Origin of the sequence: Streptomyces sp. NPDC002889 (assembly GCF_042888425.1) — a bacterium.
In the GTDB taxonomy this organism is placed as follows: Bacteria; Actinomycetota; Actinomycetes; order Streptomycetales; family Streptomycetaceae; genus Streptomyces.
Genome location: NZ_JBIAPT010000004.1, coordinates 187007 through 211999 on the forward strand (window position 1 = coordinate 187007; position 24993 = coordinate 211999).

Genomic DNA, 24993 nt, shown 5'->3' on the forward strand with positions numbered 1-24993 from the left:
CGGCGCATGAGGCCACGGCGGCGCAAGAGGCGTCGCCGTACGAGACAGCTACGCACGAGAGAGCAGCGCACGACGACTCATGACCACTCACGAAGACACCCGACAAGGGCACGACGACGTTATGGACGACGACGTAATGGACGACGACCGAACAGCGCAATCAGCCAAGGCGGCAGGCATGACCACGATCACGGCGGAGCCGGAGGACGCCGTGCCGTCCGACGCCCCCCGGCACCACCCGGTCATCGCGGCCGAGACGACGACCGAGATCCCGGTCCATCTGCTGTTCCGGGACGACGCCATGCCGCTCACCGTGAAGCCGGACATCGTGGCCCGCCGTCAGGGCACCGGCGAGCAGCCGAAGGTCGGCAGCGGACCCGTGCCGCCGCTTCCGGCCTTCGCACCGGCAAGGCCCGTGCCGCCCGGCGACCCGGAGCTCGTCGAACGGCCCGGACCCGCGCTGTCCGGATGGACCGCGCTGGTCGCGGGCAGCTTCTCGCTGGCCGGGATCGGCGCGGTGCTCTGGGGTACCGGAGCCGTGCCCGAGGTGGTCGCCGCGCAGCTCGGGCTGACGCCGCCGCACCCCTTCCGGGGCATCGGCTTCGGCCTGTGGTGTCTGCTCACGCTCGGCGTGGTCCTGGCGCTGTTCTCCTTCGGCGGCCTCGGGCGCGGCAAGGCGGGCCACGCCTGGGTGCTCACCCTGTGCGGCGACTACCGGGGGAGTGTGCGGCGTACGGGACTGGTGTGGGTCAGCCCGCTGGTCCTGCGCCGCCGGGTCGACGTGCGACTGCGGCACTGGCGCAGCGAGCCGATCCCCGTCGTGGACGCGGACGGTACGCCGCTGCGGGTCGTCGTGCTGGTGGTGTGGCAGGTCAAGGACACGGTGCGCGCGACGCTCGGCGTGGCTCATCACGAGTCGTATCTGAGCGAGCAGGTGGTGGCGGCGATGGCGCGGGTGCTCTCGCAACTGCCGGTCGACGAGGACACCTCGGCGCTGCGCAACGCCGGAGCCGTCGGCGACGCGCTGACCCGGCTGCTGGCGGCCGAGTGCGACGCGGTGGGGATCGAGGTGTTCTCGGCGCAGCCGACCTCGATCGAGTACGCGCCCGAGATGGCGGCGGCGCTGCAGCGCAAGAGGATCGCGGAGATCGATGCCCGGCACCGGGACACCGTGCTGACCTCGGTGGTGGACGCGGTGGACGACACGGTCGGCCGGCTGACCGAGCGGGGTCTGATGGACCTGGACGACTACGAGCGCAAGGCACTGGTCAAGGATCTGACCGTTGCGTTCTACACGGGCCGGGCGGGCGTGGTCGAGGCCTCGTGATTGGTCTGGACATGTTGAACGGGCATCAATACATTGGGACTTGGTCTAGACCGGAACAGGTGCTACCTCCATCCCCGATTCACGATCGGTAGCACCGCACCACTCACCACCGAGCCACCGCACGCGTGCAGCACGGCCCAGAACTCCCCCACGTTCTCCTGGAGCGAAGCATGCGAAAGAAGATAGGCGCGGCCGTGGTCGGCCTCGCCGTGACGGGCGCGACCCTGCTCGCCACCGGCAGTGCCAGCAGCCACGGCTACACCGACTCGCCCATCAGCCGCCAGAAGCTCTGTGCCAACCGCACGGTCGCCAACTGCGGCGAAATCATCTACGAACCCCAGAGCGTCGAAGGCCCCAAGGGCTTCCCGTCGGCCGGCCCGGCCGACGGAACGCTCTGTGCCGGCGGCAACAGCCGCTTCGCGCAGCTCGACGACCCGCGGGGCGGCACCTGGCCCACGACCCGGGTCTCGTCGGGGCAGAACTACACCTTCCGGTGGCAGTTCACCGCCATGCACGCGACGACCGACTTCAAGTACTACATCACCAGGAACGGCTGGAACCCGAGCCAGAAGCTCACCCGCGCCTCCCTCGAGTCGCAGCCGTTCCTCACGATCCCGTACAACGGCCAGCGCCCGCCGGCCACGCTCAGCCACTCGGGGAACCTGCCGTCGAAGTCCGGGCGGCATCTGATCCTCGCGGTGTGGACGGTGCACGACACCGGGAACGCCTTCTACGCCTGCTCGGACGTTCAGTTCTGACCTGCTGTCAGCGCGGCGGCCCTCACCGGGGCCGCCGTCGCCGGTCTCGAGCCCACCCGGCCGGCCCACCCGGCTCGTCCGGTTCGTCGGTCGGAGTGGTTCGAAAGAAATTCACCTGACGCATATGGCGCAAAGGCTGTGCATGACGCGCGTAGGGCGGGACTCTGTATCCGCCCGTGGACTGGCCACGAGGCGTGCACCAACTCCCGTCTCACGCACGGAGGTTCTGCATGCGTCGCCGTTTCGCCCTTCCGCTCGCTTCCCTCGCGCTGGCTCTGCCCGGCGCCCTGATTCCGGCCGCGTCCGCCTCGGCCGCACCCGCCGACAAGCCCCAGGTGCTCAGCTCCTGGACACAGACCAGCGCATCCAGCTACAACACCTGGGCCGCCGCCCGGGCCAACCAGTCCGCCTGGAGCGCCTACGGCTTCAACTGGTCGACGGACTACTGCTCCTCCTCGCCCGACAACCCGTTCGGCTTCCCCTTTGCATTGTCATGTGCCCGTCATGACTTCGGCTACCGCAACTACAAGGCGGCCGGCACGTTCAGCGCCAACAAGGCGAGGCTCGACTCGGCGTTCTACGAGGACCTGAAGCGGGTGTGCGCGCGCTACTCGGGCGCCACGCTCTCCTCGTGCAATGCCACGGCATGGACGTACTACCGCGCGGTGTCCGTCTTCGGGTACTCCGCGTCGGCCGACGCCCCGGCTGCCTGATCACGCAGATGAGACCCCTCGCGTGATGCGAGGGGTCTCATCCGAAGTTGTGCGCCGCCAGGGACTCGAACCCCGGACCCGCTGATTAAGAGTCAGCTGCTCTAACCAACTGAGCTAGCGGCGCGGGCTGCCGTTCTCACCGCGCGCGGCGGCTGACGACGGAAGTAATACTACCTGGTCCCGAGGGGTGCTCCGGACCATCCACCGCCGCCCGGCGTCGCCGTCCTAGATCGCCAGGGAAAGGACCACCGGAGCCGCTCTGCGGTTCAGCGTGTCGGCCGCCGCGCGCAGCCGGTGCGCGTGCTCGATCGGCAGCGACAGGGCCAGGCAGCCCACCGCCGCACCGGCCGTCAGCGGCACCGCCGCGCAGACCGTGCCCACCGCGTACTCCTGCAGATCCAGCACGGGGACGGTCGGCGGCTGGCTGTCCAGCTTGGAGAACAGCAGCTTCTCGCTGGTGATCGTCCGCGAGGTGAGCCGCGCGATCTTGTGGCGGGACAGATGGTCCCGGCGGCCGTTCACATCCAGCTGGGTCAGCAGACACTTGCCGACCGCGCTCGCGTGGGCCGCCGAGCGGAAGTCCACCCACTCGTTCACCGCCGGGGTGCGCGGGCCCGCGGCGTACTGGGTGATCTTGACCTCGCCGTCGATGTACCGGCTGATGTAGACCGCCGCACCGACCGAGTCGCGGAGCTGGGTGAGGGTGTCCTGGAGTTTGGCCTCCAGGGCCTGCTGGCGGGTGGCGCCCGAACCGAGCAGAACCAGGGAGTCACCGATCACATAGGCGCCGTCGGTGACCTGCTCGACATAGCCCTCGCGGCGCAGCATCGACAGCAGGGGAGCCAGATGGCCGGTCGGCAGACCGGTCTCGCGTGCGATCTGGGCGTCGGTGACACCGCCGCCGTGCTTGGAGATCGTCTCCAGGACGCGCAAGACGTATTGCACCGAATGGAACGGCGCGGTCGGCTCGGGCTTCAGCGCCACGGTTTCCCCCCAGCAGGTTAGGACCGCAAGCTTTCGTACCACGATAGCGTCCAAGAGCCGTTCAAGGGTGGGCTGTTGGCGCAAATGATGCGGCGCCCCAGCCGTATACGCTGGGGCGCATCACCATGGCATATGCCAGAGGCGCGGGTGCTTGAAAGAGTGGGAGGTCAGAGCACCGCACCCAGGAACTCGCGGGTACGTTCCTGCTCGGGATCGGAAAAGATTTTTTCCGGCGCACCGGACTCGATGACCTTGCCGGAGTCGAACATCAGCACCTCGTCCGAGATGTCCCGCGCGAAGTTCATCTCGTGCGTGACACAGAGCATGGTGATGTCCGTCGTGGTCGCGATGTCCCGCAGGACGTCCAGCACGCCGGCGACCAGCTCGGGGTCGAGCGCCGAGGTCACCTCGTCCAGCAACAGCACCTGCGGCCGCATCGCCAGCGCGCGGGCGATCGCCACCCGCTGCTGCTGACCACCCGAGAGCTGGGTCGGCCGGGCGTCGCAGCGGTCGCCGAGTCCGACCATCTCGAGCAGCTCCCGGGCGCGCTCCTCGGCCTCGTCCTTGGACAGGCCGAGCACCCGCACCGGCGCCTCGGTGATGTTCCTCAGCACGGTCATGTTGGGGAACAGGTTGAACTGCTGGAAGACCATGCCGATCTTCTTGCGCGCCTCGCGGCGTTCCTTCTCACCGGCCGGAAACAGCCGGTGCCCGTTCACCTGGATCGTTCCCTCGTCGGGGGACGTCAGCGTCATCAGCAGCCGCAGGATCGTCGTCTTGCCGGAGCCGGACGGGCCGATCAGCGTCACGTGCCTGCCCGGCTTCACCGAGAAGCACAGGTCGTCGAGGACGGTGTTGTCGCCGAAGCGCTTGGTGACGTTCTCGAAGCGGATCAGTTCTTGGGTCGTGGTGTCAGCGGACAAGGCGGCGCTCCAGGGTTCGTACGAGCAGAGAAGCCGGATAGGCGATGAGGATGAACGCGATGCCGATCAGCGTCAGCGGCTCGGTGTACTGGAACGTCGAGGCGCTCTCGAGCCGCGACTGCTGCAGCATCTCCAGCACGCCGATCGCGGCGAGCAGCGGAGTGTCCTTCAGCATCGCGATGACGTAGTTGCCGAGCGCCGGGGTGATCCGGCGGACCGCCTGGGGCAGGATCACCGCGAACCAGGTGCGGTGGGCGGGCAGACTCAGTGCCGTCGCCGCCTCCCACTGACCGGCCGGCACGGCTTCGATGCCGGCCCGGTAGACCTGTGCGGTGTACGTCGAGTAGTGCAGTCCGATCGCGATCGTGCCGGTGGTCAGGGCGGAGAACTGGATGCCCCACTCCGGCAGCACGAAGTAGAGGAAGAAGAGCTGCACCAGCAGGGGGGTGGTGCGGATGAACTCGGTGAAGACGTTCACCGGCCAGCGCACAAAACGCGTCGGCGCCCTGAATGCCATCGCCCAGACCAGGCCGAGGGTGAACGAGATCAGCGAGCCCAGCACCAGCACCTGGAGCGTGAGCAGCACGCCTTCCCAGAAGCGCGGCATGAAGTCCGCGACCGCGGACCAGTCCCATGTCACTTCGCGACACCCCCCGTCACCGTGCTGCCGGCCGCATCGGCCTCGGCGCGCTTGGCGAACATCCCGCCGAGCACACCCGGCTCGGGCTCGATGCCGACATTGCGCTTGGTCTTCCTCTCGAGTGCCTTCATCGAGCGGGTCAGGACGAACGCGAGCACGAAGTAGATCACCAGGCTGATGGTGTAGATCTGCGCGCTCTCCTGGGTCGCCAGCCGCACCAGGTAGGCGGCGAAGGAGACGTCACCGACGCCGAGCAGTGACACCAGGGCGGTGCCCTTGAGCAGCTCGATGAGCAGGTTGCAGAAGGGAGGGATCATCTCCGGCACCGCCTGCGGCAGCAGGACGAGCCGGATCCGCTGCCAGGGCGTGAGACTCAGCGCGATGCCCGCCTCCTGCTGGGAGACGGGGACGGCGTTCAGCGCGCCGCGCACGATCTCGGCGCCGTACGCGCCGTAGGACAGACCGAGCGCGAGGACCGCGGCCCACATCGGGACCAGCTGCCAGCCCGCCAGCGGCGGCACCACGAAGAACAGCCAGAACATCAGCACCAGCGCCGATGTACCTCGGAACACCTCGGTGTAGAAGCCCGCCAGGAAGCGGACCGGGCGGGAGCGGTGGGTGCGGGCGATGCCGACCGTGAAGGCGACGGCAGCGGCCAGCGCCGCGCTGTACACCAGCAGTTGCACGGTGGTCCAGATGCCCGGGAGTACCCAGGTCTGCCAGAGTCCGGCTGTCATCGGCACAGCTCCTCGGCAGTGAGCGTGGTCATCTCGTTCTTCGTGAAGCCGAACGGCTTCAGGATGCGGAAGAGTTCGCCGCTCTTCTTCATCTTGTGGATCTCGGTGTTGAACGCGTCCCGCAGTTCGGTGTCGGTGGGGCGGAAGGCGAAGCCGCCGCCGTCGATCTTCTTCCTGCCGTCGACGACGGCGGCGAACGGCTCGGTCGCCTCGGCCTTGGCGCTCTTCCTGACCACCTCGCGGGCGGTCAGCGCGGTGCCTGCGAAGACGTCGACGCGGCCGGACTCGACGGCGTTCAGCCCTGCCACCTGGTCCTGGAGAATGACGATGTCCTTCTCCGGGTACCCGGCGGCCACGGCGTAGTCGACCTCCGCATAGCCGGTGCCGGTGGCGAACCTGGCCTTGGACTTCACGACGTCCTCGTAGCTGCGCAGGTTCTTCGGATTGCCCTTGCGCACGATGAAGGAGTCCAGCATCTGGTACTCGGGGTCGGCGAAGATGACCTGCTGGCAGCGCTCCTTGTTGATGTACATCCCGGCCGAGACCACGTCGAACTGCTGCGAGTTCAGGCCCGGTATGAGGGAGGCGAAGTCGGTGGCGACCGGCTGGACCCGGTCGATGCCCAGACGCTTGAAGATCACCCGGGCCAGTTCCGGCGCCTCGCCGGTGAACTCGCCCTGGCTGTCGACATAGCCGTACGGCACCTCGCCGGCGATGCCGAGCCGCACCGTTCCCTGTGACTTGAGCCGGGCCAGCGCGTCGCCGGAGGGCACTCTGCTGCACCCCGCCGTCCCGGCGAGACCCAGCGCGCCGACGGCCGCGGTACCGAGCAGCATGGTGCGTCTGCTCATCGATCCTGGTTGTCTTGTTCGAGCCATGGGCGCGCGGCTACCCGGGGCCGCTCGGGGTATGCGTAGGAGATGGCCGACCGATACCTGACCGTTGCCCTCGACAAGCGCGGTGTGCGGTGCACCGCCCGGCTGCTGACCGACAAAGCACCGCTGACCTGTGAGGCGGTGTGGCAGGCACTGCCGCTCACCGGGGACGTCTACCACGCGAAGTATGCCCGGAATGAGATCTATGCGCTGTTTCCAGCTTTTGCCGGGCAGGAGCCACCGCTGGAGAACCCCACGGTGACGCCCATCCCGGGCGACCTGTGCTACTTCACGTTCTCGGACGTCCAGCTGGGCACCGCGTCGCACGGCTACGAGCGCCGGGACGCGATCGGCCCGGTGACCGTGGACCTGGCCCTGTTCTACGAACGCAACAACCTGCTGCTGAACGGGGATACGGGGTGGGTGCCGGGGATTGTCTGGGGCACCGTGGTCGACGGCCTCGACGAGATGGCGGACGCGTGCCAGGACTTGTGGCGCCACGGTGTGTCGGGGGAGACGCTGAGCTTCCGGCGGGCGTGACCCGCGGATTCGGGCCGTTGCCCCTGTGGAGTCGTACTCGGAAGCCATGAGCGCGCCTGCCTTGCGCGGGGCGGCGCAGGGCGGGGTGGGTTGGACCGGGGTGGGTTGGACCGGGGTGGCGCACGGCGGGGTGGGTTGGACCGGGGCGTTGGGGTGCGTGGCGGGGTGTGTGGTGGGGGGCCGGTCTCAGGGGTGGCCGGGGCGGTGGGTGTGGCGCGGTGTGGCGTGGGCCGGTCCCCGGGGGTTGCCAGGTCGGCGTGGTGAACGTGGGGCCGCCCTCCTGGTCTTGATGGTGGCGGCTTCGGGTCGGGTGTCAAGGGCGCTCGGTCGTTCCTCCCTCGCGTCGCCGTTGGCGATTTCGCTGCGCTTCACCCTTGACTCCCGCCCCTCCACCGCCGGGAAATGCTCTTGGGAGGGCGGCCGGGGGGAGGGTCGGCGCGTGGGGCCCGTGCGGTGCCGTTCGTTTCGGGCGGCTGCGGGCCGTGGGTGGGTGCGCGGCAGTTGAATGGGGCGGTGACGGGCGAGCTCAGCGACCGTCGGTCGTCGGTGGGTTGGGGTTCAGGCCCGCTGGTCACCGTCCGGGGTGGGGGGAGGGCCGGCGTGGGCCGGGGTGCGGGGGCGGCTGCGGGTGGTCGGGGTGCGGGGCGGGCTCGGAGGCAGAACCTTTGCCCGAAATGCACCTTGATGTCCCGTGTATGGAACAGGTCGTGTACACGGATTCCGGTGAGACCGGAATCCGCGTACAAGAACTCAGACAGGGGACACTACGCCCCTTTTGTTCATCGGGAATGCCCGGCGACGCCCCACCAGCCCCCCACACACCCACTCCCCCACCACCGAACAGTGACCAGCGGGCCTGAACCCCCACCCACAGACCAGCGTCACCCACCGAGCAGACCCGGGCCACCCCACTCAACCCCCGTGCACCACCCACCGGACAGTGACCAGCGGTCCCGAACCTCAGCCCGGAACATGCCTGCGGTCGCTGAGCGCAGCCGTCACCGCCCCATTCAACTGCCGCGCAACCCACCCACGGCCCGCAGCCGCCCGAAACGAACGGCACCGGACGGACCCCCTGCGCCGACCCTCCCCCCGGCCGCCCTCCCAAGAGCATTTCCCGGCGGTGGAGGGGCGGGGGTCAAGGGTGAAGCGAAGCGAAATCGCCAACGGCGACGCGAGGGAGGAACGACCGAGCGCCCTTGACGCCCGACCCGAAGCCGCCACCATCAAGACCAGGAGGGCGGCCCCACACCACACCCACCAACCCGGCCAAACCCCGGACCGGCCCTTCGTCGAAGCCGCGGACCCGGTCACCCCCGGACCGGCCCACGCCGAACCGACAGCCCCAGCCAACCCGGGACCGGCCCCTTCGTCGAAGCCGCGGACCCGGCCACCCCCGAGACCGGCCCGGGGACGGCCCCACACCACACCCCCGGACCCGGCCAAACCCGAGACCGGCCCACGCCACACCCAGCAACCCGACCGGGCCCAGGCCGAGACCGGCGCCCCACGCACACCAACCCGGCCCACCCCCGAGACCGGCCCACGTTCACCACGCCGACCGCGCGGCCATCGACCTGTTGGGCCGCGAGGCCGGGGCCGCCCGCCCCGGCGGGGGCGTGGTCGTGCCGGGTCTCCTCGATCTGCTGCTGGTCTGCACGATCCGGGCCTGGATGGACGAGGGGGCCGTCAGCACCACGGGCCGGCCCGGCCGCTACCGGACGCAGAGCGGGGCGGCGGCACCCGTGCCGGGGTGACGCCGCCCTTTGCCGTGCGGGTCGGCCGACCGTCAGAAGACGAACGGGCCGGGATCCTGCGGGGACGTGGCCGTACAGATCACGGTGATGCCGAACACCACGACGGTCAGGGACTTCGCCTCGAGGCTGTCGCCCGCGGCGACCGTGCCGTTGAGCGCCCCGGTGGAGATGGCGCCACCGGCGGGGATCGCCGGGTTGGACCTGCCGGTGAACGTCGTCGTTCCGGTGCCGTTCTTGGACAGGGTGAGCGTGGACCTGACGGAGTTCGCGGAGACGGGGAACGGGGAGGTGATGGCCGACGTGGAGAGAGTGATGGTCGCCGCCGTGCCGTCCTGGGTCGCGGTGAGCGTCGCCGTACCGGAGCCGTACGAACCGCAGTCGAATGACAACGTTGCCGTCTCCGGCGTCACCGCATGGCCAACAGGTGCCATGGCCAGGGTGCTTGCAGCCATGGCACCAATGCCCAGAAGGGTGCCGATTCCGAGTGTGCCGTGCTTCATGGGAGTCCCGCCTTCGTGTGGGGGTCACGGGCCGGCGCCACCGATGCCGTTCGGAGTGCTCATTTCCGCGGCCGAGCACATGGGGATGACGGGTAGTCAGTGACGGTTGTCCATTGGTTGCACGCACCCTTCGAGAAGGCAATAGCGACACAGCAGCCCTTGACATGCAACGGCCAAAACTGACCCCTACCGGAGCCCTGCACGGGTGAGCCGGTTGGCGAGCGTCGACATCGTGTATGTACCGATTCCCATCACGACCTCCAGTGCGTTCTGCGAGGTGAAACCGCGCGCAAAGAAGGCGCGCAGCCCCTCGTCCCCGACCCCGCCCGACGTGGCCAGCACATCGAGCGTGAACTGCCGTACCGCTTCGAGGCGTTCGTCGCAAAGCGGTCGCTGCTCGGTGACCGCGGCGATCAGCTCGTCGTCAGCTCCGAGCTTGTGCAGCTTGCCGGTGTGCATCACTACGCAGACGTGGCATTCGTTGCGCGAGGCGACCGTCATGATGACGACCTCACGGGCGAGGGGGTCCAGCGTCGTCTGCTCGAAGAGTGCGCTGAGCTTCAGAAAGCCGTCGAGGGTGTGCGGCGAGGCGGCGAGTCTCGCCACCGCCGGCGGCAGGTGCCCCAGGTTGCGGGTCACGGCCTCCATGGAACGGCGGGACGCGGCCGGGGCGGTCTCCAGGGTGTGATCGACGAACAAGGCGCACTCCTATGATGGACAACATGGTTGACGACACAGAAAAGGTAAACCAGGTTGTCGATCGGCGCAACGCCCTTTCCGGCACGCCTCGTTACGACACGCCCGGTTACGAGCTGCCCCTGCTCCTCCTTGCCGGGTTCCGGTCGCTGATCGACACGCTGCACGCCCGGCTCGCCGAGCAGGGCCACCCCGACGGCCGGCCCGCCCACGGCTTCGCCATGCAGGCGATCGGCCTGTCCGGCGCGAGTGCGAGCGAGATCGGCCGGCGGCTAGGGGTCTCCAAGCAGGCGGCGGGCAAGACGGTCGACCGCCTCGTGACCCTCGGCTACGCGGAGCGCGCCGACGACCCCGCCGACGCCCGCCGCAAGCTCGTCCGCCTCACCCCGCACGGCCTGGACGCCCTGGCCCGCTCGGCCGCGATCTTCGACGAGCTGCGCGCGGACTGGGCCCGCACGCTCGGCACGCAGCGGGTCACCGACCTCGAGGACGCCCTGCGGACCATGGTCCCGCCCGAGAGCTTCCGCCTGGACGCGGCCGGCTGGCTGGGCGCCTGACGGCGACCGTGGCCGACCGCTGGCCGACCGCTGGCCCGGGTGTGTCCCCGTCACCGTGCGTATCGTTGTACTGCGCGCTGCATGCGATCGAGCGGCAGCGGGGAGGAGCGCCACGATGTCCGTCGTGGACGACAGGATCACCCTCACCACCGCGGACTTCCCCCGCGACTGACCGCCCTCCGTCCCGGCAGATCACACCGCGACCCCGCGCGCGACGCAACCCGCCGCAGTCCGGCTTCCCTTGCCTCGAGTGCGCTCGAAGGCGTTGGCTAAGGCCCATGAAGTACACGCAGCTCGGACGCACCGGACTCAAGGTCAGCCGGCTTGTTCTCGGCACGATGAACTTCGGGCCGCAGACCGAGGAGGCCGACAGCCACACGATCATGGACGCCGCGCTCGACGCGGGTCTGAACATCTTCGACACCGCCAATGTCTACGGCTGGGGCGAGAACAAGGGCCGTACCGAGTCGATCATCGGGAACTGGTTCGCGCGTGACGCGAGCCGGCGCGACAAGGTCGTCCTCGCCACCAAGGTCTACGGGAACATGGGCACCGACGGCGAGGCCTGGCCCAATCACGACCGGCTCTCCGCCGTCAACATCCGCCGCGCGGTGGACGCTTCACTCAAGCGGCTGCACACCGACCACATCGACCTGTACCAGTTCCACCACGTCGACCGCCGCACCCCGGTCGAGGAGATCTGGCAGGCGGTCGACGTCCTGATCAAGCAGGGCAAGATCCTGTACGCGGGCTCCTCCAACTTCCCCGGCTGGAAGATCGCCCAGACCAACGAGACCGCCCGCCGGATCGGCTCGTACGGGCTGGTCAGCGAGCAGTGCCTCTACAACCTCGCCGAGCGCCGCGCCGAGATGGAGGTCATCCCGGCCGCGCAGGAGTACGGCCTCGGGGTCATCCCCTGGTCTCCGCTGCACGGCGGACTGCTCGGCGGCGTGCTCAAGAAGGAGAACGAGGGCGCACGGCGGGCGAGCGGCCGCAGCGCGGACGCGCTCGCGAACTCCTCGGTGCGCGAGAAGGTCCAGGCGTACGAGGACCTGCTGGGCAAGCACGGTCTGGAGCCGGGCGAGGCCGCGCTGGCATGGCTGCTCACCCGGCCCGGTGTCACCGGCCCGATCGTCGGTCCGCGGACCGTGGAGCAGCTCCGGAGCGCGCTGCGCGCGGTGGAGCTGGAGCTGAGCGAGGAGGTGCTGGCCGGACTGGAGGAGATCTTCCCCGGTCCCGGCCCGTCCCCGGAGGCCTTCGCCTGGTGATCACCCGTCCTGCGGCGCGTCCGTGCGCAGGCCGTGCCGGTACGGGCCTACTGGCCTGCCACGGCCGCCGCGGCGATGATCACGAACATGAGCACCAGCACACCGGCCATGATCTGGTTTCTGGTCTTGGGATTCACCCGACGAGGTTAACCCGCGCCGCCCAGGGACCAGGAACCGACCACCTCGTACCGGGGCTGCTCGCCGCGTACCCCGCTCACCGGCAGATTGCTGCGGACGAGCGTCAGCTCGGCCACGTCCCAGGGCGTGCCCTCGAAGGTGTCCAGCTCCTCGACGAACGGACGCATGTCGGCGTCGGCGCGGGCGCGGGCGATCGTCAGATGGGCCTGGTAGCGGCGGTGCTCCTCCATGCCGACGCCTGAGCGCCGGGCCGCCGCGTCGGCGCGTTCGGCGAGCAGCCGCATCTCCTCCAGTCCGCCCGCTGCCCCGACCCACAGGGCGCGCCGCCCGAAGTGCCCGCCACCGTGTATCCGCAGCGGGAACACGGGAGTGCGCCGGGCGGCCCGCCCGAGCCGCTCATGCAGCTCGGGCAGGAGGCTTTCGTCGACCTCCCCCATGAAGGCGAGGGTGTAGTGCCAGCCGGGCCGGCCTGTCCAGCGCAGTGCGTCGGCGCCGGGCAGGGACCTCAACCGTTCGACGGTCAGGCCGAGTTCGTCGACCTCCCGGGCGGGCGGGATGACGGCGGCGAAGAGTCTCATGCGGGCCAGTCTGCCGTGGGGGTGGCCGCGCGGCGTAGCCATTTCGCCAAGCGCCGCACCACGACGAGGCGCCCGCCCCTACGCCGCCGTCGCCAGCTGTTCCCGCGGCACGAAACGCAGCCTCGGGTGACCGTGATACCAGCCCACCGAGAGGCGCAGGCCGCCGACCCGGGCGAGCATCACCCCGATGCCGATCGCCGCGAGCAGGGCGACCCCGCCGCCCGCCGCGAAGCCGATCCGGGCCCCGTAGGTGTCGGTGACCCAGCCGACCAGCGGTGCGCCGAGCGGGGTGCCGCCGGTGAAGACCATCATGAACAGGCTCATCACACGGCCCCGCATCAGCGGGTCGGTCGCCATCTGGACGCTGGAGTTGGCCGTGACATTGACGGTCAGACCGAACATACCGATGGGCACCAGCAGCGCCGCGAAGATCCAGAAGGACGGGGCGAACGCGGTCACGATCTCCAGCAGGCCGAACAGCACGGCCGCGCCGACCAGTACCCGCAGACGGGAGGTGCCGCGCCGGGCGGCGAGCAGTGCGCCTGCCAGTGAACCGGCCGCCATCAGGGTGTTGAGCAGGCCGTACGTACCGGCGTCCCCGTGGAAGACGTCGTCGACGAAGGCGGAGAGCCAGATCGGGAAATTGAAGCCGAAGGTGCCGATGAAGCCGACGAGGACGATCGGCCAGATCAGCTCGGGCCGGCCCGCGACGTACCTCAGCCCTTCCCGCAGCTGGCCCTTGCCGCGTGGTGCGCGCTCGACCTTGTGGAGCTCCCGGGGGCGCATCAGCAGCAGGCCGGCGATGGGGGCGAGGAACGACAGGCCGTTGAACAGGAAGGCGTAGCCGCTGCCGACGGCGGTGATCAGCACACCGGCGACGGCGGGCCCGACGAGACGCGCGGACTGGAAGTTCGCGGAATTGAGGCTGACGGCGTTGCCGAGCTGGGCAGGGCCGACCATTTCGGCGACGAAGGACTGGCGGGCGGGGTTGTCGACGACGGTGACGAGGCCGAGGACGAAGGCCGTGAGGTAGACGTGCCAGACCTGGACATGGCCGCTCAGGGTGAGGACGGCGAGCGCGATGCCGGTAAGGGCCATCGCGGAGTTGGTGGCGATCAGCAGCGGTCGCTTGCGCAGCCGGTCCGCGAGCACCCCGCCGTACAGGCCGAACAGGAGCATGGGCAGGAACTGCAGCGCAATGGTGATGCCGACGGCGGACGCGGATCCGGTCAGGCTCAGGACCAGCCAGTCCTGGGCGATGCGCTGCATCCAGGTGCCGGTGTTGGAGACGACCTGCCCGGTGGCGAAGAGCCGGTAGTTACGGATCTTCAGCGAGCTGAACATGGTCGCCTTGCGGGCGGGGGTGTCGGTGGCGGTCGGTGCGGGGGCGGAGTCTGCTCCGGGTCCCGTACTCAAAAGGATTCGCCTCCTCGGCGTAGGGAAATCGCGGGGTCCCGGGGTCTCAGCCCCGGGCGGCAGGCGTCAGGTGCGCGAGCTTCTCCAGTACGGGAGCGGCTGCGCGCAGCTTGGCCCATTCGTCATCGCTCAGACCCTCGGCGAGGGCTGCCAGCCAGGCGTTCCGCTTGCGGCGGCTCTCCTCGAGCATGGCTTCGGCCTGCTCGGTCTGGCTGACCACCTTCTGCCGACGGTCGTCGGGGTGCGGCTCGAGCCGGACCAGTCCCTTGGCTTCGAGCAGCGCGACGATCCTGGTCATCGACGGCGGCTGTACGTGCTCCTTGCGGGCCAGCTCACCGGGGGTGGCCGAGCCGCAACGGGCGAGGGTGCCGAGCACCGACATCTCGGTGGGGCTCAGCGATTCGTCGACGCGCTGGTGTTTCAGGCGCCTGCCCAGCCGCATGACGGCCGAGCGGAGGGAGTTCACGGCGGCGACGTCGACGTCAGTACCGTGGCGAAGGTCAGGCATATCGTTAGCGTAACTCATTACCCAGCCTAAATACCACCGCTGCATCATGATGCATGCCGTGAGGTAACGGCCGACAGGAGTGGATCACCCGTATGAGTGAGAGGTATCCAAAAAGCGACGCACGGGCGAGGGGAGTGCGGCGACCCTGACTGGCATGGGATCGACAGTGCTCAGCCTTCGGATGGACGGTGAGCTGCTCGACCGGCTCAGGCAGCATGCCGCCAAAAGAGGAATGAGCGTCCAGGACTATGTGGTCCGGACGCTCATTCGGGACGATTTCGACGAACGTTTCAAGTCGGCCGTCGAGGAGACGGAGAAGTTCTACGGGGTCACATGACGCGCTCGCGGCCGCACGCCGCCCGCCGTTACGCGGGACTCCCGTTACGCGAAGCCCCGCTTACGTGAGACCGAGTGCCGGCATCGCGTAGTAGAAGACAAACACCGCCGAGACCGCGTACATCGCGGCCGGCACCTCGCGGCCGCGCCCGGCCGCCAGCCGCAGCACGCTGAACGCGATGAAGCCGATCCCGATGCCGTTGGTGATCGAGTACGTGAACGGCATCATCACCATCGCCAGGAACGCCGGGACGGCGATCGTGAAGTCGCTCCAGTCGATGTCCTTGACGGAGCCGGCCAGGATCAGGAAGCCGACCGCCAGCAGCGCGGGCGTGGCCGCCTGGGACGGCACCATCGTGGCGAGCGGCGTGAGGAAGAGCGCCACCGAGAACAGCGCACCCGTGACGACGGACGCGAAACCGGTCCGGGCCCCCTCGCCCACACCGGCCGTGGACTCCACGAAGCAGGTGTTGGCGGAGGCGGAGGCCGCGCCGCCCGCGGCGACCGCGATGCCGTCGACGATCAGCACCTTGTTGATGCCGGGGAAGTTGCCGTCCTTGTCCATCAGCTCGGCCTCGTCGCCGACCCCGAGGATCGTGCCCATCGCGTCGAAGAAACACGACAGCAGCACGGTGAAGACGAAGAGGGAGCCGGTCAGCAGACCGACCTTCTCGAAGCCGCCGAACAGGCTGACCTCGCCGACCAGCCCGAAGTCGGGGGTCGCGACCGGGTTGCCGGGCCACTCGGGCGTGGTCAGACCCCAGGACGGAATGTCCGCGATCGCGTGAACCACCATCGCGACGACCGTCATCGCGACGATCGAGATCAGGATCGCGCCGGGCACCTTGCGGATGATCAGCGCGAGGGTGAGCAGCACGCCGACGGCGAAGACGAGGACCGGCCAGCCGAGCAGCTGGCCGCCTGTGCCGAGCTGCAGCGGGACGACGGTCTGGGCGGCGTCGGGGATACGGGAGACGAAGCCCGAGTCGACCAGGCCGATGAGCATGATGAACAGGCCGATGCCGATCGCGATGCCCTTGCGCAGGCCGAGTGGCACCGCGTTCATCACGCGCTCGCGCAGCCCGGTGGCGACCAGCAGCATCACCACGAGGCCGGCCAGCACGACCATGCCCATGGCGTCAGGCCAGGACATCCTGGGCGCCAGCTGGAGGGCGACGACGGTGTTGACGCCGAGGCCGGCCGCCAGCGCGATGGGGACATTGCCGATGACCCCCATGAGCAGGGTGGAGAAGGCCGCGGTCAGCACGGTGGCGGTGACCAGCTGGCCACCGTCGAGCTGATGCCCGTACATGTCCTTCGCACTGCCGAGGATGATCGGGTTCAGCACGATGATGTAGGCCATCGCGAAGAAGCTGGCGAAGCCGCCCCGGACCTCACGGGCGAGCGTGGAGCCGCGCTCGGAGATCTTGAAGAAACGGTCGAGAGCGCCGACGGGACCGGAGTCCGGCCGCTGCTGCTTCTGCGGCTGCCGGGCGTCCGCAGAAGCGGTGGCGGTAGGGGGCATGCAAGACCTCGTCGAATGTCGTGGCATTTCTTGACCGACTTCTGGATGTTCATACGAATGAAACCGGTCGGGCACAAACTCATTCAGTATGAACACATAAAGGGAAGAACGGTATCTCCGCGCGTAGATACCGGTGCTACCTTGCCCGACGAAACGGAAAACGCTGCCGCCTACACTGTCCGCATGGCGAAGTGGACCCCCCGGCACGAGGCACCCGAACCCCTTGAGGGGCCGATCGTCGCCACCATCACCGGCGGCACGATCCTGTGGTTCGTCATGTTCCTCGCCCAGCTCCCGTTCTACGGCTGGTTCGAGGACCGCGATCTGACCTGGTGGGTGTGGACCTGCCTGGCCGGTGCCGGCCTCGGGCTCATCGGCATCTGGTACGTACGCAGCCGGGACGCGGCGATCAAGCGCGCACAGGCGGGCGACGACCCGGCGGGCGGCACCCCGGCGAGCAACAACTCCTGACCCCGGCCCCCCGTATGCCCACGGGACCGCGCGCGTCCCGTCGCGATCCTTGCCGCGCTCGGCGGGTGAACCGGCCCCCGCGGCCGTACCGTCGAAACCATGACTCAGCGGTCGAGACTCGGCAGGGAAGGCCCCGACCCGGACGGTCCCGTCATCAGCGCGGGCGCCGAACTCGACCCCGTACACCCCGCCCGGCCACCGGGAGCGGCCCGGACCCGCCGCGTCGCCCCCGTCACCGGGCTGACGACCGCCGAGGTCGCCGAGCGGGTGGCTCGCGGTCAGGTCAACGACGTACCCCTGCGCAGCTCCCGCTCCACCGTCGACATCGTCCGCGGCAATGTCCTCACCCGCTTCAACGCGATCATCGGCGTGCTGTGGGTGATCATGCTCTTCGTCGCGCCGATCCAGGACAGCCTCTTCGGCTTCGTGATCATCGCCAACACCGGGATCGGCATCATCCAGGAACTGCGCGCCAAGAAGACCCTGGACGGGCTCGCCGTCATCGGCGAGGCGAAACCGACGGTACGGCGCGACGGGGTGGCCGCCGAGGTCTCCACCTCCGAGATCGTCCTCGACGACCTGGTCGAACTCGGTCCGGGCGGCAAGGTCGTGGTCGACGGCGAGATCTGCGAGGCCGACAGCCTGGAGATCGACGAGTCGCTGCTGACCGGTGAGGCCGACCCCGTGGTCAAACGGCCCGGCGACCTGGTGATGTCCGGCAGCTTCGTGGTCGCGGGCGGCGGCGCGTTCACGGCCACGAAGGTGGGGCGCGAGGCGTACGCGGCACAGCTCGCCGAGGAGGCGTCCCGGTTCACCCTCGTCCACTCCGAACTGCGCAGCGGCATCAGCACGATCCTCAAGTACGTGACCTGGATGATGATCCCGACCGCCATCGGGCTGGTCATCAGCCAACTGGTAGTCAAGAACACCAACGTCAAGGACTCGGTGGCCAGAACGGTCGGCGGGATCGTGCCGATGATCCCCGAGGGACTGGTGCTCCTGACATCGGTGGCCTTCGCGATCGGGGTCATCCGGCTCGGCCGCAAACAGTGCCTGGTTCAGGAGCTGCCCGCGATCGAGGGCCTGGCCCGCGTCGACGTGGTCTGCCTGGACAAGACCGGCACGCTCACCGAAGGCGGCATGGACGTCACCGAGCTGCGCACGCTGGGCGGTTCGGACGAGACCTACGTACGCAAGGTGCTGGGCGCGTTCGGCGAATCCGACCCGCGGCCCAACGCCAGCCTGCAGGCCGTCATCGACGCGTATCCGGACAGCGAGGACTGGCGCTGCACCGAGTCGCTGCCCTTCTCCTCTGCGCGCAAGTACAGCGGGGCCACCTTCAGCGAAGGCAACGGCGAGCACTCCACATGGCTGCTGGGCGCGCCCGATGTGCTGCTGGCACCCGCGGATACGACGCTCGCGGAGGTCGACCAGCTCAACCGGCAGGGCCTGCGGGTGCTGCTGCTGGCCCGGACGGCCGGCGAGCTGGACGCGGCGGACGTGGCGGCGGGTGCCAGGCCGGCGGCGCTGGTGGTGCTGGAGCAACGGCTGCGGCCCGAGGCGTCGGACACGCTGCGGTACTTCTCCGAACAGAACGTCGCGGCCAAGGTCATCTCCGGTGACAACGCGATCGCCGTGGGGGCGGTGGCGGGCAAGCTGGGGCTCGCGGGCGCCGCGAACACGGTGGATGCGCGACGGCTGCCGGCCGAGCGGCCTGCGATGGCCCAGGAACTCGACGCGAACACCGTCTTCGGCCGGGTGAGCCCGCAGCAGAAACGGGACATGGTCGGCGCCCTCCAGTACCGCGGCCACACGGTGGCGATGACGGGCGACGGCGTCAACGACGTCCTCGCCCTCAAGGACGCCGACATCGGTGTCTCGATGGGATCGGGCTCCGAGGCGACCAAGGCCGTGGCCCAGATCGTCCTTCTCGACAACAGCTTCGCCACGCTGCCGTCGGTCGTCGCCGAGGGCCGCCGGGTGATCGGCAACATCACCCGGGTCGCCACCCTGTTCCTGACCAAGACGGTGTACTCGGTGCTGCTGGCGATCCTGGTGGTGTGCAGCCAGGTGGAGTACCCGTTCCTCCCCCGCCATCTGACCCTGCTGTCCACCCTGACGATCGGTGTCCCGGCGTTCTTCCTGGCGCTGGCCCCCAACAAGGAGCGCGCGAAGCCGCACTTCGTGCGCCGGGTGATGCGGTACTCGATCCCGGCCGGCCTGATCGCCGGGGCGGCCACCTTCTGCACGTACCTGCTGGCCCGTTCCCACTACAGCGGCCCGGACGCCCTCGACGCGGAGACGAGTGCGGCGACGCTGACACTGTTCCTGGTCGCGATGTGGGTCCTGGTGATCATCGCCCGCCCGTACACCTGGTGGCGGATCGCCCTCGTGGCCACGATGGCCGGGGCCTTCCTGCTGGTGCTGGTCGTGCCCTGGCTCCAGCACTTCTTCGCACTGAAGCTGGTGGGCACGACGATGCCATGGGCGGCAGTCGCCATAGCGGCGGCCGCCGCAGCGCTTCTGGAGATCTCCTGGCGCTGGGTCGACCGCCGCTTCGCCGCTGCCGGCGAGTGATCGTTACTTCACGTCGACGTAGTCACCCGTGGCGCTGACCGCCGGAGTGGTGGACGTGCCGGCGAAGGACCAGCGCCAGTAGCCGTCGACCGAGGCCGTGACCGTCGTCGACAGGTTGCCCGTCGAGTTGGTGTTGACCGTCTTCACGGTCGTGTACGTGCTGGTGCCGGCCTTGCGGAACTGCAGCTTCACCGGCTGGCCCGTGTAGCCGGCGTAGGTGAATGTCTGCCAGTTGGCCCGGGTCAGCTTGCCGGTGACGGTGAGCTGCTTGCCCTTGGTGACCGGCTCCGGACCGGCGTTCACGGTGAGCTTCGAGGCGCGCTGGACACGGTGCGTCTTGTAGGCGTCCTTCCAGACCATGTCGCCGTCCTTGCCCAGCGCCGCGGCAGTGACCTTCCACGTGCCGGCGAGGGCGTTGTCGGCCAGGTCGAACTGCGGGTCGATCGTGAAGGTCAGCTTGCAGGTCGAGGTGGTGGCGCTGACCGGGGTGCAGCCGGCCACGTCCTCGTTCGGGATGAGAACGCCGTCCACGCTGTCCGGGTCGTCCATGCTGGTGCCGTGCCACAGGTGGACGTAGGCATCCTCGATGCCCTCCGGGTCGGTGGCGGTCACGGAGACGGTGATGGTCTTGGGAACGGTGGTGCCCAGGACGATGTCCTTGCCGCCGTTCACCGTCACGCCGGTGATCTGGGTGTCACCGATGACGTCGTCCGCCGGTGCGTTGGCGGCGAACATGGAGCTCCTGAGGTCCGCCGGCCCTTCTTCGGCCTGAGCGGCCGGAACGGCAAGGGCGGTCAGAGCCAGGGCGCCGACAAGGGCGGCGCCAGTGGCGCGAATGCGCATGTATGTGTCCCCACGGGAAGACGATCCCGTCGTGTCCCCCCGACGGAATCTTGAATGGTGAACGGATTGTAGAGATCCAGTAGCGTCGCAGTAAAGCGGGAAGATGGCCGAGAACCGACCCAGGGTCGACCGAACCGGGGATGCCGCTCTGCGGGGTGGCCGCGCCGGGCATCTCTTCGCCTTCCTGGGCGCGGGGATGCCGCCCCGACATGCCGAAGCGGAGGCCGCCCAGCGCTCCTGGCACTGGGCGGCCGCCGCTTCGGTGCGGGCCGCTGCCTCGCGTTCTCAGAGAGCGGGCGGCGCCCCGGCGCCGAGCGCCGTCTCCTTGTCCTCCCCGCCCCACCCGTCCACCGTCCGCCACAGGACATGGACACCGAAAACCGCTCGTACGGTGTCCGCCGCCCACTCCTCGGCAGGCGGTTCGCAGAGCACCAGGTACAGGCGGTCGGCGGTGCGCTGCTGAGTGTGGTTGACCTCCAGCAGACGGGTGGCTCCGGCACGGATGTCCGCATACGCCGAGCGTCCGGCGCCGAGGACTTCGTAGAGGAAGTGACCGTCCTGGCCGATACGGCTGACGTCGACGAGGGGCGCATCGGACGGCTTCAGCCCTGCGCGCAGCAGGGCAGCCATCAGCTCGAACCGCACTGCCTCATGGGTGTTGCAGTTCCGGTCGGCTTCCGACGCGATCAACAGGTCGTGCAGCAGCCCGGTGGCTGTCACTTCGTTGTCATCGAGGGCGATGGCCTGCACTTCGTGCTCCTTCTGGTGCTCTGTCACCGGCGGCTCGGCGGGTTCCGGTCGGGGGCCGGTCGCGGTGTCGGTTGCTGATTCGGGTTCGATTTCGGCCGGCGCGGCGGCGTCGGGCGCGGTCGGGGCAGCAGGCTCGGGCCCGTCAGCAGGCTCGTGCCCGGCAACAGGCTCGACGCCGTCAGCAGGCTCGTGCCCGGCACCGGGCTCGTCCGTGGTGCCGAGCTCACGCCGCAGGCCTTGCCCGGCTTCGGCCAGCGAGTCCGCCCATCCGCTGCGCGTCACCTCCGATGCGACCGCGAGCGCGAGCACCGGATCACCCGCGGCGACCGCGTCACGCGCGCTCCTCGCGAGGTCGCGCAGGACGAGCAGCCGACCTGCGTCCGGGCGTCCGAGCAACTGCCAGACGCTCAGCCAGTCCGCCTGGTCCCGGCGCAGGCAGCGGTTGGCCATCCCCTTCAGCTCAGAAAGCCGGGCCATGGCATCGGCCGGGACCGTGCCGCCGCCGCACACGATCTCGTCCAGCACCTCGAGCGCCGCCGCGTAGCGGGCCGCCATGCCAAGAGAGATGGGCCTGCGGCCGAAGTCGCCGACCGAGATCAGACTCACCCGGGCCTCGTTGCGGATCACCCAGCCGTCCAGCGTGGATCCGGCGACGGGGAGGGGTGAACCGTGACGCGGGACGAGGAGGAACGTGCGCTCACTCGCGGGCGAAACCGCCTGGACCCGCCAGTGGGACCCGGGGCCCGGTCCGAGCACCTTGACCCGGACGTCGGTGCCGACCGGAGGGGCGTCCTCGCCGGACGCGTCGTCGGAATCCACCACGAGCGCCTCCGGCAGGGGTGCGGTGTGGAAGACGGTCAGGCTCTGCGTGCTGCGGGTCAGTGCCACGTACAGCCGGCGCAGCCCCGCGGGTCCGCTGTCGGCGATTGCCGTCGGCTCCACGACCAGGACGTGGTCGAACTCCATGCCCTTGGCCTCGGCCGCCGCCAGCACGGACACGGCTCGCAGCCGCTCCGGGGGCACGCCCTCCACACCGTCCACCCGCCCGCGGATCCGGTCCGGCCAAGGGGATTCGTCGGGCACGATGACGGCGACCGACCTCGGCGACCGGCCGTCATCAGTACCGATGAGGCGGATCACGCGGGCCACGACGTCGTCCGGCAACTCCGCCGGTGTCGTCGGAACCAGCCGCACGGCATCCCCGTCGGACCGGCGGACAGCGGTGGGAAAGGGAAGCGACGGCGCGACCGCCCGGGCGAGGGGAGCCACGTACTCCATGATCTGAGCGGGCACTCGGTAGCTGGTGTTCAACTCCTCGACATTCCAGTCGCCCTGACCGGACAGAAGCCCGCCCAGCCGGCCCCAAGCCGCGTACGTGTGAGGGCCGGTGGCCTGTGCCAGGTCGCCGAGTACGGTCATCGAGCCGGTCGGGCAACGCCTCCGCAACGACCTCGCCTGCATCGGCGTCAGGTCCTGGGCCTCGTCGACGACGATGTGCCGGTAGCGCTGCGGGGTCTCACCGGCAATGAGGAAGCGCAGCTCCTCCAGACACACCAGATCGTCGAGGGTCCAGGGCTCCTCCGCCGCGCTCTCGGCCTTCGGCCTCTGCAACGCGGCCTGTTCGCTGTCGCCGAGGACCTGCGACGCGCACTCCCGCAGCCTGTCCGGCGAGTTGAGCAGACTCCGCAGAGCGTCCTCGGGACTCAGCGCCGGCCAGGTCCGGTCGACGAGCGCCACCACCTGCCGGTTGCGCTCCAGATCCCTGCGTATCGTCTCGTCCGCGCCGCGACGCGGGGCCAGCTCGAACAGTGCGCTCAGCAGGCGGTCGACCAGCCGGGTCCGGAACCGGTCCCGGCGCACACGGTAGGCCCCGGCACCCTCGCGAGACTCTCGGAGAAGGTCGAGCACCTCCGAGCGCGAAAGACGCAGCGACGTACCGCCGACGGCCACGGTGAAGGCCGGCTCGTCGTCCTCGTGCGAGGGTGCGGTGGTGAGGGCATCCAGCGCTTCCGGTCTGCACTCGTTCTCCACGCGCCGCCGTAGGACGGTCGCCATCCGGTCGTCGGACTTGACCAGCCGCGTCCTGAGGGGGTCCGTAGCGCGGACCTCGCCCTCCCAGAGACGCGCGAGCTGAACCGCGTTGACGTTCCTGGTGCCGAGTGTGGGCAGCACCTTCCCCACGTACTCCAGGAAGGTCTGATGCGGTCCCACGACCAGGATGTCCTGCGCGCGGAAGTGGTCGTTGTTGACGAGCCAGGTCACGCGGTGCAGGCCGACCGCAGACTTTCCGGTGCCCGGGCCGCCCTGGATCACGAGCACATCTGCCGGTGAGCCGGTGACCAGAGCCATCTGGTCGCGCCGGATCGTCTCGACGATGTCCCGCATCCGCCCGCTGCGGGAGCGGTGGAGCTCCCGGAGCAGGAACTCGTCCACCTGCTGCGGCTTCTTCCTGCGCCGGCGGACGGAGTCACGAGGTGAGGGGGCGGTGCCGGGCTCGTGGTCCTCGGCATCTGCGGGCTCCGGGCCACTGCCTTCGGCAGAACGCGGCACGGCCGAGTCCTGCTCCAGGAGGGCGGGATCTGCCGCGCCCTGGTCAGCGGCATCGACGGATATCTCGTCCAGATAGTCCTCGACAGTACGCTGCGTACAGCGCAACTGCCTCCGGAGCAGCACCTCTCCGGGATCCTCCGGTAACGCGTTGTACCACTGCTTGGCCAGGGGGCTGGTCCAGAGGACGACAACCCGTTCCTGGGTGCCGGCGTCGGACACGCCCCGGCGTCCTACGTAGTAGGTCGCAGGCTCTCGCGTGTTCGGCTCCTGCACATCAACCCTGCTGACGACCAGGGCTTCCTCGCCCAGACCGCCGTACTCCTCAGCCCTGTCCTCGGCCTCCTTGCGGGCGGCGATGGCGTCCTTGCCACTGGCCGCCGCCGACGCGGGCGACTCTTCGGCCATCTCCGCGAGGCGGGCCTCATAACAGTCGTAGGCTCGGTCCACGGCCTTCTGCTCGACGGCGACGACCGCGTCCCGTGATGTCGTGCTCACGTGTATCCCCTCCAGACAGCGCACCGGCGCTGCGACGGGCTGACGCCCGGAACCCGGTCATAGGATTAGCAGAAATCAGCGGGCAAAGACTGATCAATCGCTCAATCAAGCGACAATGAGTGCACGGGAGTTGAATGGGGCGGCGGAGGACCGGCTCAGCGACTCCCGGCGGAGTGGGGGCCGGCGTGGGGCCAGGTCCGGGGGACGGCCAGGTCCGGGGGACGGCCAGGTCCGGGGGACGGCCAGGTCCGGGGGACGGCCAGGTCCGGGGGACGGCCAGGTCCGGGGGACGGCCAGGTTGGCCTGGTGAACGTGGGGCCGCCCTCCTGGTCTTGATGGTGGCGGCTGCGGGTCGGGCGTCAAGGGCGCTCCTTCGTCGCGTCGCCGTTGGCGATTTCGCTGCGCTTCACCCTTGACCCCCGCCCCTCCACCGCCGGGAAATGCACTTGGGAGGGCGGCCGGGGGAAGGGGGCCGCTGGAGGTGGACTGGGGCCGCTCGCCGTGCGCGGTCCGCCGGCCGGTGGTGGGTTG

At 69.4% G+C, this 24993-nt stretch carries 23 protein-coding genes and 1 tRNA gene; 10 read left to right on the forward strand and 14 right to left on the reverse strand.

The annotated features are described in order from the left end of the window. Positions 1-178 precede the first annotated feature (178 nt). The 3 genes from ACFYWI_RS07725 (at position 179) to ACFYWI_RS07735 (ending at position 2798) form a co-directional block, all read left to right on the forward strand. The gene (locus tag ACFYWI_RS07725; RefSeq protein WP_389226786.1) at positions 179-1327 is read left to right on the forward strand and encodes an SPFH domain-containing protein; all 1149 of its coding nucleotides are present in this window, start codon (positions 179-181) and stop codon (positions 1325-1327) included. Positions 1328-1497: 170 nt separating this feature from the next. Next, positions 1498-2085 carry a lytic polysaccharide monooxygenase gene (locus ACFYWI_RS07730; protein WP_389226789.1) on the forward strand — a complete coding sequence of 196 codons (588 nt, stop codon included), beginning with the start codon at positions 1498-1500 and terminating at the stop codon, positions 2083-2085. A gap of 230 nt (positions 2086-2315) precedes the next feature. After that, positions 2316-2798 carry a phospholipase gene (locus ACFYWI_RS07735; protein WP_389226792.1) on the forward strand — a complete coding sequence of 161 codons (483 nt, stop codon included), beginning with the start codon at positions 2316-2318 and terminating at the stop codon, positions 2796-2798. A gap of 50 nt (positions 2799-2848) precedes the next feature. On the opposite strand, the gene ACFYWI_RS07740 is transcribed toward ACFYWI_RS07735, so the two are convergent. The 6 genes from ACFYWI_RS07740 to ehuB form a co-directional block, all read right to left on the reverse strand. Beyond that, positions 2849-2922: transfer RNA gene (locus ACFYWI_RS07740), tRNA-Lys, on the reverse strand. A gap of 101 nt (positions 2923-3023) precedes the next feature. Then, complete coding sequence (locus tag ACFYWI_RS07745) at positions 3024-3782, reverse strand: IclR family transcriptional regulator (RefSeq protein WP_389226795.1); 759 nt, start codon at positions 3780-3782, stop codon at positions 3024-3026. A gap of 167 nt (positions 3783-3949) precedes the next feature. Next, entirely contained in the window at positions 3950-4705 is a 756-nt protein-coding gene (gene ehuA / locus ACFYWI_RS07750) for an ectoine/hydroxyectoine ABC transporter ATP-binding protein EhuA (protein ID WP_389226798.1), read from the reverse strand. Further along, positions 4695-5345 carry an ectoine/hydroxyectoine ABC transporter permease subunit EhuD gene (ehuD, locus tag ACFYWI_RS07755; protein WP_389226801.1) on the reverse strand — a complete coding sequence of 217 codons (651 nt, stop codon included), beginning with the start codon at positions 5343-5345 and terminating at the stop codon, positions 4695-4697. The genes ehuA and ehuD overlap by 11 nt, the downstream gene beginning before the upstream one ends. Further along, complete coding sequence (gene ehuC, locus ACFYWI_RS07760) at positions 5342-6082, reverse strand: ectoine/hydroxyectoine ABC transporter permease subunit EhuC (RefSeq protein ID WP_389226804.1); 741 nt, start codon at positions 6080-6082, stop codon at positions 5342-5344. Before ehuC ends, ehuD begins: the two co-directional genes overlap by 4 nt. Then, entirely contained in the window at positions 6079-6933 is an 855-nt protein-coding gene (gene ehuB, locus ACFYWI_RS07765) for an ectoine/hydroxyectoine ABC transporter substrate-binding protein EhuB (RefSeq protein WP_389226807.1), read from the reverse strand. Before ehuB ends, ehuC begins: the two co-directional genes overlap by 4 nt. A 69-nt stretch (positions 6934-7002) precedes the next feature. On the opposite strand from ehuB, the gene ACFYWI_RS07770 reads away from it, so the two are divergent. Together ACFYWI_RS07770 and ACFYWI_RS07775 are read left to right on the forward strand one after the other, a co-directional pair. Further along, on the forward strand, positions 7003-7497 hold the full coding sequence (locus ACFYWI_RS07770; protein ID WP_389226810.1) for a DUF3830 family protein: 495 nt from the start codon (positions 7003-7005) through the stop codon (positions 7495-7497). Positions 7498-8696: 1199 nt separating this feature from the next. Then, entirely contained in the window at positions 8697-9254 is a 558-nt protein-coding gene (locus ACFYWI_RS07775) for a cupin domain-containing protein (RefSeq protein WP_389226813.1), read from the forward strand. A gap of 32 nt (positions 9255-9286) precedes the next feature. On the opposite strand, the gene ACFYWI_RS07780 is transcribed toward ACFYWI_RS07775, so the two are convergent. Both ACFYWI_RS07780 and ACFYWI_RS07785 read right to left on the reverse strand, forming a co-directional pair. Beyond that, positions 9287-9754, reverse strand: a complete 468-nt coding sequence (locus ACFYWI_RS07780; protein ID WP_389226816.1) for a hypothetical protein — start codon at positions 9752-9754, stop codon at positions 9287-9289. Between the two features lie 186 nt (positions 9755-9940). Further along, entirely contained in the window at positions 9941-10402 is a 462-nt protein-coding gene (locus ACFYWI_RS07785) for a carboxymuconolactone decarboxylase family protein (RefSeq protein ID WP_389227333.1), read from the reverse strand. A gap of 74 nt (positions 10403-10476) precedes the next feature. Here ACFYWI_RS07785 and ACFYWI_RS07790 point away from each other — a divergent pair, with 74 nt between their 5' ends. Continuing rightward, positions 10477-11007 carry a MarR family winged helix-turn-helix transcriptional regulator gene (locus ACFYWI_RS07790; protein WP_389226819.1) on the forward strand — a complete coding sequence of 177 codons (531 nt, stop codon included), beginning with the start codon at positions 10477-10479 and terminating at the stop codon, positions 11005-11007. 278 nt (positions 11008-11285) lie between these two features. Then, positions 11286-12275: an aldo/keto reductase gene (locus ACFYWI_RS07795; protein ID WP_389226822.1), complete on the forward strand. Its 990-nt coding sequence runs from the start codon at positions 11286-11288 to the stop codon at positions 12273-12275. Positions 12276-12421: 146 nt separating this feature from the next. On the opposite strand, the gene thpR is transcribed toward ACFYWI_RS07795, so the two are convergent. From thpR to ACFYWI_RS07810, 3 genes are all read right to left on the reverse strand, one after another. Then, on the reverse strand, positions 12422-12991 hold the full coding sequence (thpR, locus tag ACFYWI_RS07800) for an RNA 2',3'-cyclic phosphodiesterase (RefSeq protein ID WP_389226825.1): 570 nt from the start codon (positions 12989-12991) through the stop codon (positions 12422-12424). Positions 12992-13069: 78 nt separating this feature from the next. Further along, positions 13070-14407, reverse strand: coding sequence for an MFS transporter (locus tag ACFYWI_RS07805; RefSeq protein ID WP_389226828.1), 1338 nt, complete (start codon positions 14405-14407; stop codon positions 13070-13072). Positions 14408-14453: 46 nt separating this feature from the next. After that, positions 14454-14915, reverse strand: a complete 462-nt coding sequence (locus ACFYWI_RS07810) for a MarR family winged helix-turn-helix transcriptional regulator (RefSeq protein ID WP_389226831.1) — start codon at positions 14913-14915, stop codon at positions 14454-14456. Between the two features lie 154 nt (positions 14916-15069). On the opposite strand from ACFYWI_RS07810, the gene ACFYWI_RS07815 reads away from it, so the two are divergent. After that, positions 15070-15252, forward strand: coding sequence for a ribbon-helix-helix protein, CopG family (locus ACFYWI_RS07815; protein ID WP_389226834.1), 183 nt, complete (start codon positions 15070-15072; stop codon positions 15250-15252). Positions 15253-15312: 60 nt separating this feature from the next. Here the strand turns inward: ACFYWI_RS07815 and ACFYWI_RS07820 are convergent, their stop codons facing one another. Beyond that, positions 15313-16776 (reverse strand): NCS2 family permease, encoded by a 1464-nt coding sequence (locus tag ACFYWI_RS07820; RefSeq protein ID WP_389226837.1) that lies wholly within the window; start codon positions 16774-16776, stop codon positions 15313-15315. A gap of 183 nt (positions 16777-16959) precedes the next feature. On the opposite strand from ACFYWI_RS07820, the gene ACFYWI_RS07825 reads away from it, so the two are divergent. Both ACFYWI_RS07825 and ACFYWI_RS07830 read left to right on the forward strand, forming a co-directional pair. Beyond that, positions 16960-17247 carry a DUF2530 domain-containing protein gene (locus ACFYWI_RS07825; RefSeq protein ID WP_389226840.1) on the forward strand — a complete coding sequence of 96 codons (288 nt, stop codon included), beginning with the start codon at positions 16960-16962 and terminating at the stop codon, positions 17245-17247. Between the two features lie 99 nt (positions 17248-17346). Continuing rightward, positions 17347-19824: an HAD-IC family P-type ATPase gene (locus ACFYWI_RS07830; protein WP_389226843.1), complete on the forward strand. Its 2478-nt coding sequence runs from the start codon at positions 17347-17349 to the stop codon at positions 19822-19824. A 3-nt stretch (positions 19825-19827) separates the two neighbouring features. Here ACFYWI_RS07830 and ACFYWI_RS07835 read toward each other — a convergent pair whose 3' ends face one another. Together ACFYWI_RS07835 and ACFYWI_RS07840 are read right to left on the reverse strand one after the other, a co-directional pair. Further along, a complete protein-coding gene (locus ACFYWI_RS07835; protein WP_389226846.1) occupies positions 19828-20667 on the reverse strand; it encodes a DUF5707 domain-containing protein in 840 nt (279 codons plus the stop codon). A gap of 285 nt (positions 20668-20952) precedes the next feature. After that, positions 20953-24462: an ATP-binding domain-containing protein gene (locus ACFYWI_RS07840; RefSeq protein WP_389226849.1), complete on the reverse strand. Its 3510-nt coding sequence runs from the start codon at positions 24460-24462 to the stop codon at positions 20953-20955. Between the last annotated feature and the right edge of the window lie 531 nt (positions 24463-24993).

Excerpts from the sequence above, each read along its gene's own strand:
- ACFYWI_RS07725 (WP_389226786.1), top strand. The coding sequence starts at position 179 with ATGACCACGATCACGGCGGAGCCGGAGGACGCCGTGCCGTCCGACGCC.
- ACFYWI_RS07730 (WP_389226789.1), top strand. The coding sequence starts at position 1,498 with ATGCGAAAGAAGATAGGCGCGGCCGTGGTCGGCCTCGCCGTGACGGGC.
- ACFYWI_RS07735 (WP_389226792.1), top strand. The coding sequence starts at position 2,316 with ATGCGTCGCCGTTTCGCCCTTCCGCTCGCTTCCCTCGCGCTGGCTCTG.
- ehuC (WP_389226804.1), bottom strand. The coding sequence starts at position 6,082 with ATGACAGCCGGACTCTGGCAGACCTGGGTACTCCCGGGCATCTGGACC.
- ehuB (WP_389226807.1), bottom strand. The coding sequence starts at position 6,933 with ATGAGCAGACGCACCATGCTGCTCGGTACCGCGGCCGTCGGCGCGCTG.
- ACFYWI_RS07770 (WP_389226810.1), top strand. The coding sequence starts at position 7,003 with ATGGCCGACCGATACCTGACCGTTGCCCTCGACAAGCGCGGTGTGCGG.
- ACFYWI_RS07780 (WP_389226816.1), bottom strand. The coding sequence starts at position 9,754 with ATGAAGCACGGCACACTCGGAATCGGCACCCTTCTGGGCATTGGTGCC.
- ACFYWI_RS07785 (WP_389227333.1), bottom strand. The coding sequence starts at position 10,402 with ATGGAGGCCGTGACCCGCAACCTGGGGCACCTGCCGCCGGCGGTGGCG.
- ACFYWI_RS07790 (WP_389226819.1), top strand. The coding sequence starts at position 10,477 with ATGGTTGACGACACAGAAAAGGTAAACCAGGTTGTCGATCGGCGCAAC.
- ACFYWI_RS07795 (WP_389226822.1), top strand. The coding sequence starts at position 11,286 with ATGAAGTACACGCAGCTCGGACGCACCGGACTCAAGGTCAGCCGGCTT.
- thpR (WP_389226825.1), bottom strand. The coding sequence starts at position 12,991 with ATGAGACTCTTCGCCGCCGTCATCCCGCCCGCCCGGGAGGTCGACGAA.
- ACFYWI_RS07810 (WP_389226831.1), bottom strand. The coding sequence starts at position 14,915 with ATGCCTGACCTTCGCCACGGTACTGACGTCGACGTCGCCGCCGTGAAC.
- ACFYWI_RS07815 (WP_389226834.1), top strand. The coding sequence starts at position 15,070 with ATGGGATCGACAGTGCTCAGCCTTCGGATGGACGGTGAGCTGCTCGAC.
- ACFYWI_RS07820 (WP_389226837.1), bottom strand. The coding sequence starts at position 16,776 with ATGCCCCCTACCGCCACCGCTTCTGCGGACGCCCGGCAGCCGCAGAAG.
- ACFYWI_RS07825 (WP_389226840.1), top strand. The coding sequence starts at position 16,960 with ATGGCGAAGTGGACCCCCCGGCACGAGGCACCCGAACCCCTTGAGGGG.
- ACFYWI_RS07830 (WP_389226843.1), top strand. The coding sequence starts at position 17,347 with ATGACTCAGCGGTCGAGACTCGGCAGGGAAGGCCCCGACCCGGACGGT.
- ACFYWI_RS07835 (WP_389226846.1), bottom strand. The coding sequence starts at position 20,667 with ATGCGCATTCGCGCCACTGGCGCCGCCCTTGTCGGCGCCCTGGCTCTG.